Here is a 15,402-nt window from a genome sequence, read left to right on the forward strand (position 1 = left end):
CCCTTAGAACCAAACCTTTGTTTCGGCGGTGATGAAGTGACCGCTCCAGTTGTTTTCGGGAACGTAGTTATCCGTATGCGTTGCCCACTTGTAGCGCATGTGCAAACCGGCACGGGCAGAGAAGTCCCAGTCGAAACCGATACCGAGAGCTGTCTGGTAGTAGCTGAGAGGAGTCTTCGTGTAAGTCGTCTGGGTTGTCGGAATCAGGTTGCCGTAAGCACCGGCGCTGTTGATGCCGCCGACCGACACGTTTGCATCCTGCACGGTGTAGCCATACTGGGAACGCCAGCATTCAAAGCCGACCTGGCCAACCAGGTGAATCGTCGGTGTCAGGGCGAACGTCGGTTCGAACAAACCGTAGAAGCTCCACAGCATCATGTCGGACTGTTCTTCGCTGTAGGCGATCGGGGCAAAGGTCTTGGAAATGCCCGAGATGGAGACATAGCCGGCCATCATCAGGTTGCGTTCCGTTCCGACCCAGTGGCCGATATCGTAGCCACCATCAATGGAGAGGTAGGTCGACCACTTGACGTGTTCGGGAACGGTCTCGGTCTTGAGCTGGTCCGCATTTTCATAGGCAACGAAGGATTCCCAGAGTTCCCAGGTTCCGCCGTAGAGGCCGCCGCGCTGGCGTTCCATCTTGCGGGCCGGGGTCAGCACGCCGGCACGGTTCACGTAGCCGTTCGGGGCAGTGGAGTTACCCGAGTCCGCCCAGAAGAGGGCGTTGTACTTGGTCCAGGAGTTGGAGCTTTCCCACATGTTGCGGCCGTTCAAGCGGTAGTTGAACAAGAGCACGTCCTTGCCCTTTGTGACCTGGCGGTGCTGGCCGTACTGAACGCCCAAGCGGCCGCGGTTGAATTCGGGTTCGAACTTCACGTTCACACCGGCCATGTTGGGGCCGTAGCGCAGGGAACCACCGTTCAGGTAGAATTCATCCTTGCGCCAGCTGCGGAAGCGGGACGGATCCGTAATGCCGTAGGGAGAGAAGAAATCCTTGGAGAAGTATACGGCTTCGACTGTTGTCGGCAGCCATTCGAGGTGCTTGTCCTGAATCTTGACATAGAGGCCGAATCCAGGGCTCGACGTGGCGGAAGAACTGGAGTCGCGGTTATAGGAGCGCTTGTTCTCGGTGCCTGCGTTATGGAAGTAGGTCGAATCATCCCAGCTCAAGCCCACATCGGCCATCAAGTAGAACTTCGGGTTGATGTTTCCCTTGATATCCATCGTCACAATCTGGTTGTTTTCCAGATGCGGTTCGCCATCGAACTTGAGCTTTGTCCAGGGACCGGCGAATTCGTCTTCGTCGATGAGGCCCTTGTCGTAGAACACGCCCATGTAGTTCGCGCCGAGCGTCATGCCGTCGAAGAGCTTCGTCTTCGCAAGTCTTGCGTGGTAGACATCGCCGCGGAAGTCGTAGTTACCGTCCATCTCAAGTTCGCTGGGCTGGCCACCGTAGAGGCGCAGACCGTCGCGGGTGCCGGCATCCATGTCCTTGGGCTGCGAAATCATCGCCTGGGCGACAAGGCCGAAGGGCATGTTGTACACGTTCATGAACACGCCACCGAACGAGCGGTTGGTCCAGAAGGCACGGCCGCCTTCCTTGACAGGCTTGAAGGACTTTTCCTTATAGTAGGTAGAAACCGTCTTTTCTTCTTCGAAGGTCTCGTACTGCCAGGCAAAGCGGGGCATCGTCTCGCGTTCCCACATGGTAAGGGGAGAAGCGCAGGCCCAGATCACGCCGCCCGCAGTCACGTAGGCGCCAAACACGGACGAACGGATATCGACGCCGAAGTTCATTTCTTCTTCGATTGAAGCCGGCGTGTAGTCGGTGTTGTGGTCGAACGGGACGCGTTCCCAGTGGAAACTCGGGTTGGTGTTCGGGTGGTCGGCCAGGTAGTTGGTGTAGAGGCCGGTCAAGTCGAAGGGGAACGTCATGTTGGTCCAGAGCGTCATGTAGGAGTTCGGCATGAGGACCATGTTCATCTTCAAGGTAGCATCCACGAGGGTGCGGGCCTTGTCGTCGCCATAGACGGGGGCGATTTCGGTGTAATCGAAGTTCTTGACACGGAACGCCATGTAACCGGAAACGGCGAGCGGGGCGTCGTCCTTGCCAAGCAAGGTGGATTCCATGTTGTTCGCGAGGGTATCCAGGTTTTCCTCGATAGCGGCAACGCGCTGTTCCGAGGTCATTTCCTTAGGCACGTAGACCGGGGCAATGGAAGGTTCCTTCGCAGGAGCCGTTTCCACGGCGGCGCCTTCGACCTTGGGTTCTTCGGCAGGAGCCGCAGGTTCGGCCTCGGCTACCGGTTCGGGTTCAGGGGCGGGTTCGGCGGCAGCTTCGACCGCCTGTTCGGGTTCGGCCTCGGCAACCGCTTCGGGAGCTTCCTCGGAGGCAGGTTCCTCTACTGCAGGGGCCTCGCTCTGGGAGCTTTCTGCGGCATCGATTTCCTCGGATTCCTGGGCCAGCAGGAACGAGGAAGAAAGCAACATAGCAACAATTAAATTACGCATAAAACCCTCTTAAATCTCGTTGCGGAACGGGTAATAGGCCGGGCCTTCGTAAGCCTTGCCATGTTTCTTGATGACGACATCGTCAATCCAGACCTTGAAATATTCGTTTTCATCCTTGCGGACTTCGATACGGAAACCCTTGAAATTGGCCCAGTTGAAGGGGAGCATCACTTCGCGGGTGTTCTTCGCATCCCAGTAGACACCGGTATTGCCGAACAGCTTGAGGGGGATGCTGAAATGGGTCCATTCCGTAGTGATTTCGCCGAGGCTCTTGGAACGGAGCTTCACCTGGAGGGATTCGCCGCCGCTCTTCACGCCGTCGTCGACAAGCACGAACAGGGCGTTCTCGCCGCCCTTGGCACCCTTGATCCAGAATTCGAGGACGCCGTCTTCCATGTACGGGGTCAGGTCGACAGAACCAGCAATACAAATAGCCACGCCGGAATAGTCGCTTGCAATCAGCTCGATTTCCATGGAAAGGGCGCCTTCCATGGCATACTTGTCCGTAAGAACCGGTTCGGGGTTTTCACGCGGGTACTGGTAGGTATATCCACCGCCGCGGGGAATGGCTTCACGCATCACGACAGTGACAATGTCCTTGTCCGGACGGAACGGCTTGCCTTCTTTGAGGACAAAACGCCCCGCATCGCGGTCACGATAGCTACTGAAAGAGGCCGCATCCGCTAAAGAAACGGCAAGAAGCACACCCAGAGTGCACTTCAGTAAAGACGAGATTCTCATATGTTTCATACCTTAAGGAGTCTCCAAATACAGACAGAGCTAAAATATAATCTTTTTTCGAAACCTTAGATTCCGAAAAAAAGACAGATTTCAAAGTCTCTGCCTAAAAATAGCTCTTTATGGCCTTTACCGAATCAGGCCTTTACCGGAATTATGGTTTCGGGAGTAAACACAAATGCGTAAAAAGGCCGTTACATCACCGAAAATAAAGTTAGTTTTATACCCGTACAACAACCATGATGGATTAGGGTCGCCCATATGAAAAAAATTCTTTACATCGCATTCGCTCTTTCCGCTTCGCTTTTCATGCAAGGCTGTGACGACTCGTCCAGCGCGTCTTCTGAACCGGAATCATCCTCCGCAAAGACAAGCGTGCGTTCCTCTTCGAGCGTCGAAATAGAGTCCTCGTCCGAGACAAGCGACGACCTCCCCAACTACAGCCGCGCCATCGCCGTAAACAAAGCGCTCGGCCACGGCATCAACTTCGGCAACTCCTGGGAATCCGGCGTAGACCCGACAAAATCATGCCCTGAAGGGGAAGAGACCAACTGGTGCTTCGTCGAAGGCAAGGTCTACACCTACCTCGACGAAAACTGGAGCAACCCCATTCAGGACGAATGGTTCCAGAAGGCCAAGGACGCGGGCTTCCAGTCCATCCGCATGCCCGTCCGTTGGAACCAGACGGCACTTCACGAACCTCCCTACACCCTGCAGCCCGAACGCGTCGAAGGCGTGAAGCGCCATGTCAAGATTGCAAACGGCCTCGGCATGCCCGTCATCATCAACCAGCACCACTTCAACGAACTCTACGCCAATCCCGAAAAATACATGGCCGCATTCTACGGCATCTGGGAAAACATCGCCGAGGAATTCAAGGATTTTGACAACGACTCGCTCATCTTCGAAATCCTCAACGAATCCAGAGAAAAGTCGGACTCCTATCTCGCCCAAATGACGGACAGCGCCATCAAGATTATCCGCAAGACCAACCCCGGCCGCACCATCATGATTGACCCGGGCAACTGGGGCAAGTTCGAACAGATGGACGTGTTCGCCGACATCAAGGACAGCAATATCATCATCGACGGCCACTACTACGAGCCCTACAACTATAGCCACCAGGGGCACAACACCGACTGCGCCAAGAAGGTGCTGTGGAAGGCGAACGACCAGGAAGCGACCTTGAAAATCGTGACCGACCTCAAGAGCTACATGAGCATGGCGAAGAAATACTTCCCCGGCAAGAACGGGACGCATATCCCGCTGAACATCGGTGAATTCGGAGCCTCCTCCAGGTGCGAAGCCTACGGCCAGGACGACGCGAACAGGGCGCTCTACATCAAGTCGATTGTCCAGGTCGCAAACCAGCTGGGCTACTCCTGGCACATCTGGGGATTCACCGGGGTCGGATTCGACATCTACAACAAGAGTACCGACGAATGGTACCCGGAAATCCTCAAGGGTCTGGGACTCGACAAGTAACGGATTCCGGTATTCAGGGGCGAACGAGAGAACCGCCCCAATGCTCGTCGAAAAAGGCTTGGAACAGAGGTTCCGGGCCTTTTTTTAGTTCCTCGACAACTTCGGCGACCGGGCGGCCGCTGCGGTAGAGTTCGCGGTAGGCACGGGAGAGCGCTTCGACGCGGGAGTCGGGGAACAAATCGGGATGCAGGCGGAGCGCATGCAGGTTGAGTCCGCCGTAGCGGATGGGGTTCCCGCACGCCTTGGTGCAGGGGGGCACGTCGCGGTCCACCTTGTGCGTGCCGCCCACGAACGCGTAGGCGCCCACCTGGTTACGCTGCTGGATTCCCGTAACGCCCCCGAGGGTCGCATACTCGCCGATGCGCACGTGGCCGCCAATCTGGCAACCGTTCGCGATGACGGCGCCTTCGCGGATGTCGCAGTCGTGGGCGATATGCGAATACGCCATGACAAGAACCTTGTCCGCAATCCGGGTGCAGCCACCGCCCTGGATGGTGCCGCGGTTGACAGTCACGTATTCGCGAAGGGTGCAGCGTTCGCCGATGCTTACGCGGGTCGGTTCGCCCGCATATTTTAAATCCTGCGGAGGAGCGCCGAGGATGGCCCCGTCAAATACGTGCGTATCCTTTCCGATGGAGACTCCTCCATACACATGCACGCGGGATTCCAGGACAACGCCCTCCCCGATTTCCACGCCGGAATCCACGATGCACCACGGGCCGACAACGGCAGACTCGTGTATTTTTGCCTGCGGGCTTACAAATGCGGACGGGTGAATCATGGCGGAGAATATAGCATTTTCTATATTTCTGCATATGGGCGGTATCATTGTCGCATGCCTCACCGCACTCTACGTGCTCCTGTTCCTATTCTTCATAATAGGGCTTGCCCGCACGCACCGTTACAGGGGGCCGAAGGCGACCCCGAGCGTCTCGGTGGTGGTGCCGATGCGAAACGAAGAGGAATTCGCGCAGCGCACGCTCGAAGCCCTCGCCGTGCAGGACTACGCGGGCGAATGGGAAGTCATCTGCGTGGACGACCGCTCCACGGATTCCACGAAAGAGATTCTCGAGAAGTTCGCCACCACGCACCCGCGTTTTAGGGTGCTGTCGCTACCGCAGGACTTGCCGGTTATCGCAAGCCCCAAGAAGCGCGCCCTCGAAAGCGCGTTCAAGATTGCAAAAAACGAAGTGCTTTTGACGATGGATGCCGACTGCATCCCGCGCAAGAGCTGGATTACCGCAATGGCGGGAAGGTTCGTGGACGGCATTTGCATCGTGCAGGGGCCCAAGCAGAACAACGGCAGCCGCACCATGCCGCACCTGTACCAGAAACTCGAGACGCTCGGCTACACCGCGATGGAAGCCGCCGGATTCAGCTGGGGCCACCCGATTGTAGCATCAGCCGCATGCCTCGCCTACAAGAAGGAGCTGTTCTTCAAGGTGGGCGGCTTCGGCGACCTCATCAACCTCTCGAGCGGCGACGACGACATGCTCATCCACAAGATGATGAAAATCCCGGGCACGAAGGTCTGTTACAACCTGGACAAGGACGCAGTGATCGAAACGGCGCCGGTGCACACCTGGAAGCAGCTTTTCAATCAGCGCGCACGCTGGAGCAGCAACGGCACGAACTACGAGAGCAAGGCTTACGTCCTGCTGTTGACATTAATTTATACATACTACATCTGGATGTTCATCAGCCCCTGGTGCGTGGCTTTCCTGGATTGTCCGTGGCAGTGGTGCGCGTTCAGCATCGCTCCGAAAATCGTCGTGGATTTCGTATTCCTGATGATAGCGTCCTGGAAGCTGCATTCCAAGCGCAAGATGCTCGCCTTCTTGCCGGTAGAGATTATCCAGATTCCGATGATCGTGTTCGCCGTGCCCGCAGGCATTACCGGCATGTTCCGGTGGAAATAGCGGCGCGCGCCCATTCAACGGCTTCTTCGCCGTTCGTAATCTTTCCATCGAGCTGGTGCTCGAAACTCGCCTTGATGATTTCACCCATCTGCCTGCCGGGTTTCAATCCCAGGTCCAGGAGCATCTTGCCCGTAAGGTAGGGCTGCGGGGCTTTTTCGAGCAGGCCGTGTTTGGCGGCGGAATCCCACAGGGCAGCCGCGAAATCCGGAGACCGGAAATAACTTGCCGGAATGCACCTGACCAGCAGGCAAAGGAGTTTGAGTCCGTCAAGCTTCACGGCGAGGCGGCGAAGCGCGGGGATATCGCCTACGATAGCCGGGTCAAGCGTGCGAAGCGTTTCCAGGAGCGGCGGCACGACCTTCAGCAGGTGAACTTCGTTCGTGATGCGTTCCAGGAACCTGAGGGAGGTTTCGGCACTGCCACTCAGGAGTGCTGCAAACGCGAATTCCATCGCCTGCGCATCGGTAAGCGGAGCGGCGCCCCCCTCATTCGAGTTGCGCAGTTCCGCCATGTTGTCAAGAATTCCACCCAGCGCTTCCCAGGAGCCTTCGAACGGGCGGATTTCAGGGAAGTATTCGTCGAGCCTTATATCCAGAAAGGCGCGGAGCCCGAGGGACGGCTTGCCCGGTTTGAGGAGCCACTTCTTGAATTCCTCGAAAAGGCGCTCTATGCTCAAGTCATCGAGCGACAGCGTGCGGCAGAGTTCAACAGTCTCGGGAGCAAGCACGCACTCGAAACGGCTTGCGAACTGCACCCCGCGCAAGATACGCAGGGAGTCTTCGGCAAAGGCCGGGCCCACATGGCGGAGCGTATGCGTCTTCAGGTCACCGATGCCGTTATAGGGGTCGCAGAGCGTGAGTTCCGGCAGTTCCATGCCCATCGCGTTGATGGTGAAATCGCGCCGGAGCGCCGCCTCCTTGAAACTGAGTTTTTCGTCGGTATGCACCACGAAACCGCGATGGCCGTAGCCCACCTTGCTCTCAGTGCGCGGAAACGAGAAATCGAGCGACAGTCCCTTCATGGCAAGGTGAATCACGCCGAACGCCTTCCCGACCAGGTTCGTGCGGCCGTACTTCGAGAGGATCGGCACCAGCGCGTCCTGCGCCATATCGTAAACTTCGATGTCGTAGTCGCGGCATGCTTTTCCCAGGAGCGCATCGCGGACCCAGCCGCCCACCAAATAGGCACGGCCACCCGCGTCGCGGATATCGCCCGCAATTTTCAACAAACGGTTCGGCAGTTCCGGCTCGAACCACTCCCCCGCTAGCGTCTGGATGCGTGCCATCTACTAGACCGCCTTACTGGAAATTGCCCGCATCGGCAGCGGAAGTATCGGCCGCCTTGTAGCGGTCGTAGATGCTTACAGTCTCCTCGCCCGAGGAATCCTTCAAGGCTTCCGATACGGAAATGTCGCCTTTCGCGGAATCGGCAGAAACAGAATCCGCCAGGGCGCTCGCTGCATAGCGTTCGTAGATTCCCTGCCTCGTCTGGGTATCTTCGCCACGCTTTTTCGCTTCTTCCGCACGGCATTCGCGAAGCTCGTTTTCGATATAGGCGCGCTGGTCCGGAGAATACGTCTGCGTATCGAGCCTGTACTGGATTTCGGAACATACGAGGCCCTGGCGTTCGCCGGCGCACGCCGCAAGGACGGCCGCAATGGCAACTGCACTCACAAACGAAAGCGATATCCCGATATTCCTCACATTACGCATAGTTCCTGCCCTCCGTCAATGGACCACAAGAATTTTTCCCTTTACTGTTTTTTGGGAGGTCCGGACAACGTAATAGTAAACGCCGGGAGCGACAAGCTTGCCGTTTTTCCCGTTTCCGTCCCATTCCACCTTGCCGCCATGGACATCCTTCCCCGCAAACGACCAAATGAGCGAGCCGCCGCGGTTGTATATGTCGACACGGGCACCTTCCGAGATATTGTCTATCGTCAGGTAGGGGAAAACAGTCGGCCTGAACGGAATCGGGTACGCCTTCACTTTCGCTTCCGCAGAATCCGTCATGAAAACCGAAGCGTCGCGAAGGTCATTCCTCCTGTATCGGGAGACCCCGTTTTCATGCGTAAACCAGACCATGCCTAGTTTCTTGTCCACGGCGACATCCGAGACGTTGTCCGCCAGGAGCCCATTCCGGGACGTATACTGGGTCACAGACAAAGTATCAAAACTTTCCTTACGCACTTCTAGCCGGTACGCTCCGCGGTTCGAAGAACCTATCCAGAGATTTCCGTGGGGATCCAAGTCAAGGGAGGTGTATTCCGCACCCTGGAGACCATTCATCGAAACCGGCTTCCGGACCGTGTCCTGGCCCAATTCCATGTAGCCGACACCCGAGGTCGTCACCAGCCAGAGTACGCTGTCCTTCTCGTTGAGGGCGAGGTCTACCGGAGTCCTGTTGTCGATGCTCGCTATAGTTTTCCGCTCTACCCCCACCAGCCTTCCGCCGTTTCTGGAAGGCGCCGGAATACGAAAGACATCGAGGGCCCCGATGGCAAAGACATCGAAGGCTTCACGAGCGGAGACATAGACGATCCAGTCGTCCCCATCGAGCGTCGCCACCAACGGACCTGCGCGGGTCGTACTTCCAATCCCTGTCGCACAACTCACCTCACCATCCTTCGTGATATACAGGAGGCTGTATTTGCCCTTCTCCACAGATATTCCCGCAAGGAAACCGGTCCCGTCAGGAGCCTCCGTAGTCCCGACCGTCACCGAGTAATGGTCGACAAACTGGTCCATGCAACTTTCAATCCACGGAGTCAAGAAATAGTGCGGTTCGTTTCCGAGACCCCTGTAGATGAACAGGCCCATTCCCCAAACATGGTATAGCAGCACGCCGTCATCCAAAACCGAAAGGACCTTCATTCGGTTCGCATAGGCTTCCATATCGTTGCCAAGCCCGTTGTACATGACTATAGGCTCGCTCCAAATGGATCCGTCGCTCAAGGCAATACTTCCCGAAGGGGAAGCGGCAATGGCTCCGCCCTTAGGAAGCGCACGCACCTCGTATGCGGGCCCCAGCTGGTACTTTTCGTGTTTGGAAAGGTCCTGCAGCCGTCCGTTTTCGTACTTGAAAATTTCAGAGGGGCCGACAAGATAGGAAAAGTCTTTCCCTTCAAGCACCCAGCGAATGCGGCTAACACCGTCCCTGTACAGGACTGAATCCGTCAAGGTCTTGCCACCGACGACAACTTGGAGAGAGTCCCAGCAGGCGACACAGGTCTCGACGGGCTTCCACGTCTCCGGGTCGGCCAGACGCTTGTCCGCGGCCAGATTTTTCCAGTCCATGACACGCACGAAAGAGCCACGCACCGTCGAAACAAAGAGCGAATCGCCCCTGATTTCAATGCGTTCAGGAGGAGAGAGCGACAAGGAGACGTTTGCGACGCGCTCCAGGGAAATAATCGAAGATTTCGTCGACACGTCAAAAAAAGCGATTACATCTTCGAAGGGGATTACCAGTATATTTTCGGCCGACGCGACCATTCCGGGGATTACGCGGGACTTCCGGGAAAGGAAGGAACGGTTCTCGACGACCCATGAATCCCCGGCATACCTCGCCACCAGGCCATATTCGGAAATGGCATAGGCTGTCCCTTTGACCATGGCGACCCCATAGAATACGGACGTTTCAAGCCCCTTCTCCGACGTGAAAAGAAAATCGCCTTCCGAAGTCCTGTAGCGCATGCCCCCATCGGTCGCCAGCATCAGGACATGCTCGATCCGGATTGCGTCCCTTATGGGAAACGGTTCGGCAAACCCCTGCCACTCATCAGAGGCAAAGGCGGACGAAATCAGTCCAAGGAACAGGGATAGGTATATCAAAAAACGCACGACATAAAAATACGAATTTATCGGGCGGCAAAAAAGACCTCACGCGACCGTAGCGCCGTTTAGCGACCCATCGAGTTCGGCATCCACCATGTTTCGCATCTTTTTCAGAGCGAAATAGCGGCGCTTGCGGACCGCATTCTTGGAAAGCCCCAGTATATTGCACTGCATCTCGGTAGAAATTCCGCCCAGGAAAGTCATGTCGATAATCATTCTCTCTACCGGATTCAAGATTTCGGCAGCCCTTTCAAGCAGGCGCAAGGCTTCTTCCTGACCCTGCGACTCGAAAAAGACAGAATCCTCCAGCCGAAAGGGGATGTAGTCTGGCGAACGTTCGGCGACATACGACATCGGGGAAAAACGGGACCTTGCCGGCACTGAATCTAGAAAGGTATTGTGCAAGACTTTCACGAGCCAAGACATGACCTCGTCCCTCGACATGAGAGCCTTGGCATTTCTGCAGAATTTCAAGGCAACCGTCTGGAAAAGATCTTTGGCATCATCAATATTATTGCATTTTATCTCGCATAGCCGAAAGATGATGTCTCCATGTTTTTTCCAAGCCTGCTCCACCCACTCCCGAGCCTGCGTTTTTTCTAGATTTTGATTAATCATCGTCCATAACCAAATATTAGGCGTCAAATTTATGAATATCGGTGCATTTTTCAAGGCAGAAAAAAATTTTGCAAACAACTGTTGCCCTTTGGCAACAATCGTTTGCATTTTGTCAACTATTGTTGCCTCCGCATCCGCCCAAGAGTTCAACATGAACGCCATGGAACCTCCGGAAGCGTCGATGCACTATTCGGAAGGCGCCCTTTCCGAGAACTCGGAAATCACCGTCGATATCGTCATCCCTGACAACTGGCATGTGAACGCGAACGTCGCGGCCGACGAATTCCTGAAGCCCTCGTCCATCGAGATTGCGGCACGCGGAATCGAGTTCGGCGAACCCAAGTGGCCCGAGCCCATCAAGGAATACAACGAAGTTCTCGAATTCGAGAACCTCGTGTTCAAGGGACACTTCCAGATTAAGATTCCCGTGAAGGCGGTTACCGACGGTTACGACAGCCTCACCACGAACGCCACCTTCCACTACCAGGCTTGCGACAACTCCATCTGCCTTGCGCCCGCGAGCGTGGACATCCGCATCGGCAAGAACAAGGCAGGAATTTCCAAAGCCAACAGCGCAGCCGATTTAAAAAAAAACGATGAAGGGAACGGGACTCAAGAATCCAACAACGCCGCATCCGTAGCGCTCCTGCTCTTTTTCGCGTTTGTCGGCGGCATAATCCTGAACCTCATGCCGTGCGTGCTGCCGGTTCTCTCGCTCAAACTGTTCAGCCTTATAAAGCAGGCGGGGCAGTCACGAAGCAGGCTCGTGGCGCTCGGCATCGCGACCACCGCGGGCATCCTCGCGAGCTTCTGGACGCTCGCAGGAATCGTAGCCGCCATCAAGGCCGGCGGTGGCGCCGCGGGCTGGGGAATGCAGTTCCAGAGCCCGGGCTTTATTGCCTTCATGATTGTCATCCTCACCGCATTCGCGATGAGCTTCTTCGGAGTGTTCGAAGTCTGGCTCCCGGGTAGCGCCACCACGAAGATGGATGCCGCAGGCCACAAGGCCGGGCTTGTCGGGGCGTTCTTTACCGGAGCGCTGCTCGTGCTGCTGAGCACGCCTTGTTCCGCTCCCTTCCTCGGGACCGCGATGGGATTCGCGTTTACCGCATCGACACCCGTACTCTTCTTGTTCTTTACTGCCGCAGGTCTCGGGCTTGCACTCCCCTACCTGCTGGTGAGCGCTTTCCCCGCCACGCTGAAGGTTTTACCGAAACCCGGCAAGTGGATGGTCACGTTGCAGAAGGCCATGGGCATCCTGCTGATCGCGACCGTCGCATGGCTCCTGTGGATCGTAAACGAGCAGGCCGGCGGAAGGGGCGTTGCACTCTTTGTAGGGTTCATCCTCGGTACTGTCGTCGTCAGTTTTGCCATCGGCAAGTTCGCGCCTCCGGGTTCATCGTTTGCCAAAGAGGTTCGCTTACTCATTGTATGCGCCCTCGCATTTGCCTTCGCCTGGTTCGCCTACATCGCCCCACAATACGAAAAGGTTCTGGACGAACGGTTCAACGCCCGCATGGCCCAGCAGGTACTTGAAGACGGCTGGTACCGCTACACGCCGGAACTCGTCTCGGAATTCGCGAAAGCAGGCAAGACCGTATTCATCGACGTGTCGGCAGACTGGTGCCTTACCTGCAAGGCGAACGAGGCAGCCGTCCTAAGCGACAAAGACCTTTTGCAGAAGCTGGATAGCGCAGGCGTTGTGCGCATGAAGGCGGACTGGACCCGCGAAACGCCCGAAGTGAACGAACTGCTCTACAGCATGGGAAAATCCGGCGTGCCCGCCTACGCGATTTACCCGAAAGGTGATAAGAGCAAGCAGGTCGTACTGCCGGAACTCTTGACAAGCAACTTGATTCTCGAAGCGATTCCGTAGCGGTTACTTTAGCTTCGCGCCGTTCAACTTGTAACGTTTTTCGCCATCACGAATAATCACACTGTTGCGCGCCCTCTGCACGAAGGGGGCGTTTTGCTTCTGTATGTCGCGGGTCGACAACGAGCGCGGTATCGAGGATTTGACACTCTCATCGAAGACAACTTTTCCGATGAAAACACCGTTGCTTATGCGGTTTCTCGTTTCGTCGTTCGCAAAGTGGATGCATTCTTTGACCGGGTCGTCATTACAGACCTTCAAGTACACTTCCAACGGGATGCCCGTCCAATCTTCGGGAGATTGGTTTTTCAAGGAGCCCAATTTCGCTTCGATCAAAACTTCATTGTTGCCATCAAATGTCATCACGGTATCGGCACCCTTGATTTCAATTTTGCGGCTATGCACTTTCATAAAATCAATAGAATCAGGGAGAGGAACTTCATAGTAAATGTAAGCCAAAGTATCTAGCATACCCACTTGTTGCGTCCCATTAACAACTAGTGAAGCCTTCACCTTATGAGTCAAGTTCCCAAAGCCCACGTTCTGGATGCGCAGCTTCGCCTTGAAAATACCATCGGCGCCAACCGTATCCGTAATCCAAGATTCGCGCAGCACGAAGCGATAGCCCAGGTGGTCGTTGATATACTTGAATCCCGAAAGCGAATCGACCCGCGCCGGGTCATAGTCGAAATCCTTCTGCTTGAAGGGAGTCTTCTTCCAACTGTCAATCAGGTTGTTGTTCCACTGGACATTCAAATAGCTTGTATGCGTGCGGAATCCCTCGTACGCCAAGAACTCCGGCGTATTGATGACCTCGTAACCGCTCGCCGTCGTCAAGGCCTCGCCGCCGTAGGGCGTGTTAATGCCGTATTTTTCAAGCCAGGCCACACCTTCTTCGCGACAAATGGAAGTATTGCAATCCGCGCCCCAGGTGCCGTAATCGTATTGCGTTCCCAGATAGCCGTCGTTGAACATTCCCACACGGTACATGGTGTCGCCTTTGGCCTTCGCAATCTCCGCAAACTTCTCGCCATCGATGTGAAAGTCGACTCCCCAGTTGTCAAAGCCCAAGACCTTCGCCGAATAGTTTCCTGTGCGGGTCAGAATTTTCAATTCCGGCGGAGTATTGCGCAGCATCATGTTCACCGCTTCGGCAACGCGATCATAAGTGATGCTCGTGTCGGAATGCATCTCGCCGTAGGCGCCGTGCATGCCCATCTCGAGCGCCACGATGACGTCGGTATTTTTCGAAAGCACGGGTGCCAACTGCTTCACATGCTTGAGCACCCACTCGTGAGCCGGAGTCACGTTGCTGCGACCATTGTACCACGGGTCGTAACAGATGCGCACAATCACACGCCCGCCAAAGTCGCGAATGTTGTCGAAGGTCTGCTGCAAAACGTTCAGGGCGTCTTCGGTCAGGTCCTGGCTCACGCCGCGCACCGTATCGCGCTTTCCGCCCGTTGTGTCAATCGAAAGCCATGCGTTACTGCTGAATTCCGAAATCTCCGCACGCAAGTGCAACAGCTTGCCTGATGGTTTTTCAATCGGCATCCCGCCCGAAGGTTTTAAATGCAGAACCTGCGGCGTATAAAACCCGCGGTCGAAATTTTCAAGCGTCGCCATCGCGTCGGTCGTATCGATAGACTGCTTCACGAGGCCAGCCGCAAAGAGCGGAGCCTGCAAGAACGCAGCCGCGACAGCTGCCAGCACAAACCTTCTCATGGGAACCTCCTTCTATTTTTTCTCACCCATCAGAGGAGGCGGGGTAAAATTCCGCCCACTTGCCGTCCTTGCACTGGTAGGGAACATAAGTGTTGCTTTTTCCACCCGTCTGTTCCCCCAAGACATTCTGGATATCGCCTTCGGCAAGACAGCTTTTGCCTTCGGAGGGTATGGAAAGCGTCCAGGTTCCGCCTTCACACGTATATTCTGCATGCCTTGCACAATCGACAGTCACCGTACCCGACATGCACGGAGTCAAGCTGCACCCCTGCGAAATTACACAATCGTTGTCGGTGATATGGGAGCAGGTCTCAATCTGGGAAGCCGTCCAACGGCCATCTCGGCATACATACACGTCGTCAGTGTTGCAGTCGGGTTGCATCGTTCCCTCTTCTTCCTGCGCACATATCGGAATCTGGTAGACGATTTCTTCGCCAGGATCCATGTGTGGCATATGAACACACTGTTCCAGGGAGCGCGAAGAACTGGATTCCTCAACGGAGGAGGAACCTTGTTCCGGGCAATATCGCTCAATATGATATGTATGGCAAAGGTCCTCGACTGTGTACCCGCATTCCGGTGTGAGCGCTTCGCACTGGTTGGAACCAGAACTGGAATCGTTTCCGCAGGCGGCGAGTCCGAACGCGGTGATTACGGTCGCAGCCCCGAGTCTAGCAAACAATATCTTTTTAAACAT

Annotated in this window: 12 protein-coding genes; 3 read left to right on the forward strand and 9 right to left on the reverse strand. The window is 55.8% G+C overall.

All coding sequences use genetic code 11. The annotated features are described in order from the left end of the window. Nucleotides 1–3: 3 nt before the first annotated feature. Both B4B27_RS07555 and B4B27_RS07560 read right to left on the reverse strand, forming a co-directional pair. Nucleotides 4–2,511, reverse strand: coding sequence for a hypothetical protein (locus B4B27_RS07555; RefSeq protein ID WP_290725253.1), 2,508 nt, complete (start codon nucleotides 2,509–2,511; stop codon nucleotides 4–6). A 9-nt stretch (nucleotides 2,512–2,520) separates the two neighbouring features. Then, the gene (locus B4B27_RS07560; protein ID WP_290725254.1) at nucleotides 2,521–3,261 is read right to left on the reverse strand and encodes a sugar-binding protein; all 741 of its coding nucleotides are present in this window, start codon (nucleotides 3,259–3,261) and stop codon (nucleotides 2,521–2,523) included. A 249-nt stretch (nucleotides 3,262–3,510) separates the two neighbouring features. Here B4B27_RS07560 and B4B27_RS07565 point away from each other — a divergent pair, with 249 nt between their 5' ends. Next, a complete protein-coding gene (locus tag B4B27_RS07565) occupies nucleotides 3,511–4,734 on the forward strand; it encodes a glycoside hydrolase family 5 protein (protein WP_290725256.1) in 1,224 nt (407 codons plus the stop codon). Between the two features lie 13 nt (nucleotides 4,735–4,747). Here the strand turns inward: B4B27_RS07565 and lpxA are convergent, their stop codons facing one another. Continuing rightward, nucleotides 4,748–5,515: an acyl-ACP--UDP-N-acetylglucosamine O-acyltransferase gene (lpxA, locus tag B4B27_RS07570; protein WP_173365072.1), complete on the reverse strand. Its 768-nt coding sequence runs from the start codon at nucleotides 5,513–5,515 to the stop codon at nucleotides 4,748–4,750. Nucleotides 5,516–5,549: 34 nt separating this feature from the next. Between lpxA and B4B27_RS07575 the strand changes: the two genes are divergently transcribed. Continuing rightward, nucleotides 5,550–6,653 (forward strand): glycosyltransferase, encoded by a 1,104-nt coding sequence (locus B4B27_RS07575; protein WP_290725259.1) that lies wholly within the window; start codon nucleotides 5,550–5,552, stop codon nucleotides 6,651–6,653. Here the strand turns inward: B4B27_RS07575 and B4B27_RS07580 are convergent. Genes B4B27_RS07580 through B4B27_RS07595 form a run of 4 tightly spaced genes read right to left on the reverse strand, consistent with a single transcriptional unit; the run spans nucleotide 6,628 to nucleotide 11,269 of the window. Beyond that, nucleotides 6,628–7,938, reverse strand: a complete 1,311-nt coding sequence (locus tag B4B27_RS07580) for a CCA tRNA nucleotidyltransferase (RefSeq protein WP_290725261.1) — start codon at nucleotides 7,936–7,938, stop codon at nucleotides 6,628–6,630. The genes B4B27_RS07575 and B4B27_RS07580 overlap by 26 nt on opposite strands. A gap of 13 nt (nucleotides 7,939–7,951) precedes the next feature. Continuing rightward, entirely contained in the window at nucleotides 7,952–8,365 is a 414-nt protein-coding gene (locus tag B4B27_RS07585) for a hypothetical protein (RefSeq protein WP_290725263.1), read from the reverse strand. Between the two features lie 15 nt (nucleotides 8,366–8,380). Continuing rightward, nucleotides 8,381–10,495, reverse strand: a complete 2,115-nt coding sequence (locus tag B4B27_RS07590) for a gliding motility-associated C-terminal domain-containing protein (RefSeq protein ID WP_290725265.1) — start codon at nucleotides 10,493–10,495, stop codon at nucleotides 8,381–8,383. 39 nt (nucleotides 10,496–10,534) lie between these two features. Continuing rightward, nucleotides 10,535–11,269, reverse strand: a complete 735-nt coding sequence (locus B4B27_RS07595; protein ID WP_173365067.1) for a sigma-70 family RNA polymerase sigma factor — start codon at nucleotides 11,267–11,269, stop codon at nucleotides 10,535–10,537. Here B4B27_RS07595 and B4B27_RS07600 point away from each other — a divergent pair. Next, on the forward strand, nucleotides 11,259–12,983 hold the full coding sequence (locus B4B27_RS07600; RefSeq protein ID WP_290725268.1) for a protein-disulfide reductase DsbD family protein: 1,725 nt from the start codon (nucleotides 11,259–11,261) through the stop codon (nucleotides 12,981–12,983). The genes B4B27_RS07595 and B4B27_RS07600 overlap by 11 nt on opposite strands. A gap of 3 nt (nucleotides 12,984–12,986) precedes the next feature. Here B4B27_RS07600 and B4B27_RS07605 read toward each other — a convergent pair whose 3' ends face one another. After that, complete coding sequence (locus tag B4B27_RS07605) at nucleotides 12,987–14,705, reverse strand: DUF4832 domain-containing protein (RefSeq protein WP_290725270.1); 1,719 nt, start codon at nucleotides 14,703–14,705, stop codon at nucleotides 12,987–12,989. Between the two features lie 22 nt (nucleotides 14,706–14,727). Beyond that, nucleotides 14,728–15,402 carry a hypothetical protein gene (locus B4B27_RS07610; RefSeq protein WP_290725272.1) on the reverse strand — a complete coding sequence of 225 codons (675 nt, stop codon included), beginning with the start codon at nucleotides 15,400–15,402 and terminating at the stop codon, nucleotides 14,728–14,730.

It is taken from the genome of Fibrobacter sp. UBA2449, from assembly GCF_002342555.1.
GTDB lineage: Bacteria > Fibrobacterota > Fibrobacteria > Fibrobacterales > Fibrobacteraceae > Fibrobacter.

What these genes read in the sequence shown, in the direction of transcription:
- B4B27_RS07555 (WP_290725253.1), bottom strand. Translation starts at nt 2,511, where the DNA reads ATGCGTAATTTAATTGTTGCTATGTTGCTTTCTTCCTCGTTCCTGCTG.
- B4B27_RS07560 (WP_290725254.1), bottom strand. Translation starts at nt 3,261, where the DNA reads ATGAAACATATGAGAATCTCGTCTTTACTGAAGTGCACTCTGGGTGTG.
- B4B27_RS07565 (WP_290725256.1), top strand. Translation starts at nt 3,511, where the DNA reads ATGAAAAAAATTCTTTACATCGCATTCGCTCTTTCCGCTTCGCTTTTC.
- lpxA (WP_173365072.1), bottom strand. Translation starts at nt 5,515, where the DNA reads ATGATTCACCCGTCCGCATTTGTAAGCCCGCAGGCAAAAATACACGAG.
- B4B27_RS07575 (WP_290725259.1), top strand. Translation starts at nt 5,550, where the DNA reads ATGGGCGGTATCATTGTCGCATGCCTCACCGCACTCTACGTGCTCCTG.
- B4B27_RS07580 (WP_290725261.1), bottom strand. Translation starts at nt 7,938, where the DNA reads ATGGCACGCATCCAGACGCTAGCGGGGGAGTGGTTCGAGCCGGAACTG.
- B4B27_RS07585 (WP_290725263.1), bottom strand. Translation starts at nt 8,365, where the DNA reads ATGCGTAATGTGAGGAATATCGGGATATCGCTTTCGTTTGTGAGTGCA.
- B4B27_RS07600 (WP_290725268.1), top strand. Translation starts at nt 11,259, where the DNA reads ATGAACGCCATGGAACCTCCGGAAGCGTCGATGCACTATTCGGAAGGC.
- B4B27_RS07595 (WP_173365067.1), bottom strand. Translation starts at nt 11,269, where the DNA reads ATGGCGTTCATGTTGAACTCTTGGGCGGATGCGGAGGCAACAATAGTT.
- B4B27_RS07605 (WP_290725270.1), bottom strand. Translation starts at nt 14,705, where the DNA reads ATGAGAAGGTTTGTGCTGGCAGCTGTCGCGGCTGCGTTCTTGCAGGCT.
- B4B27_RS07610 (WP_290725272.1), bottom strand. Translation starts at nt 15,402, where the DNA reads ATGTTTAAAAAGATATTGTTTGCTAGACTCGGGGCTGCGACCGTAATC.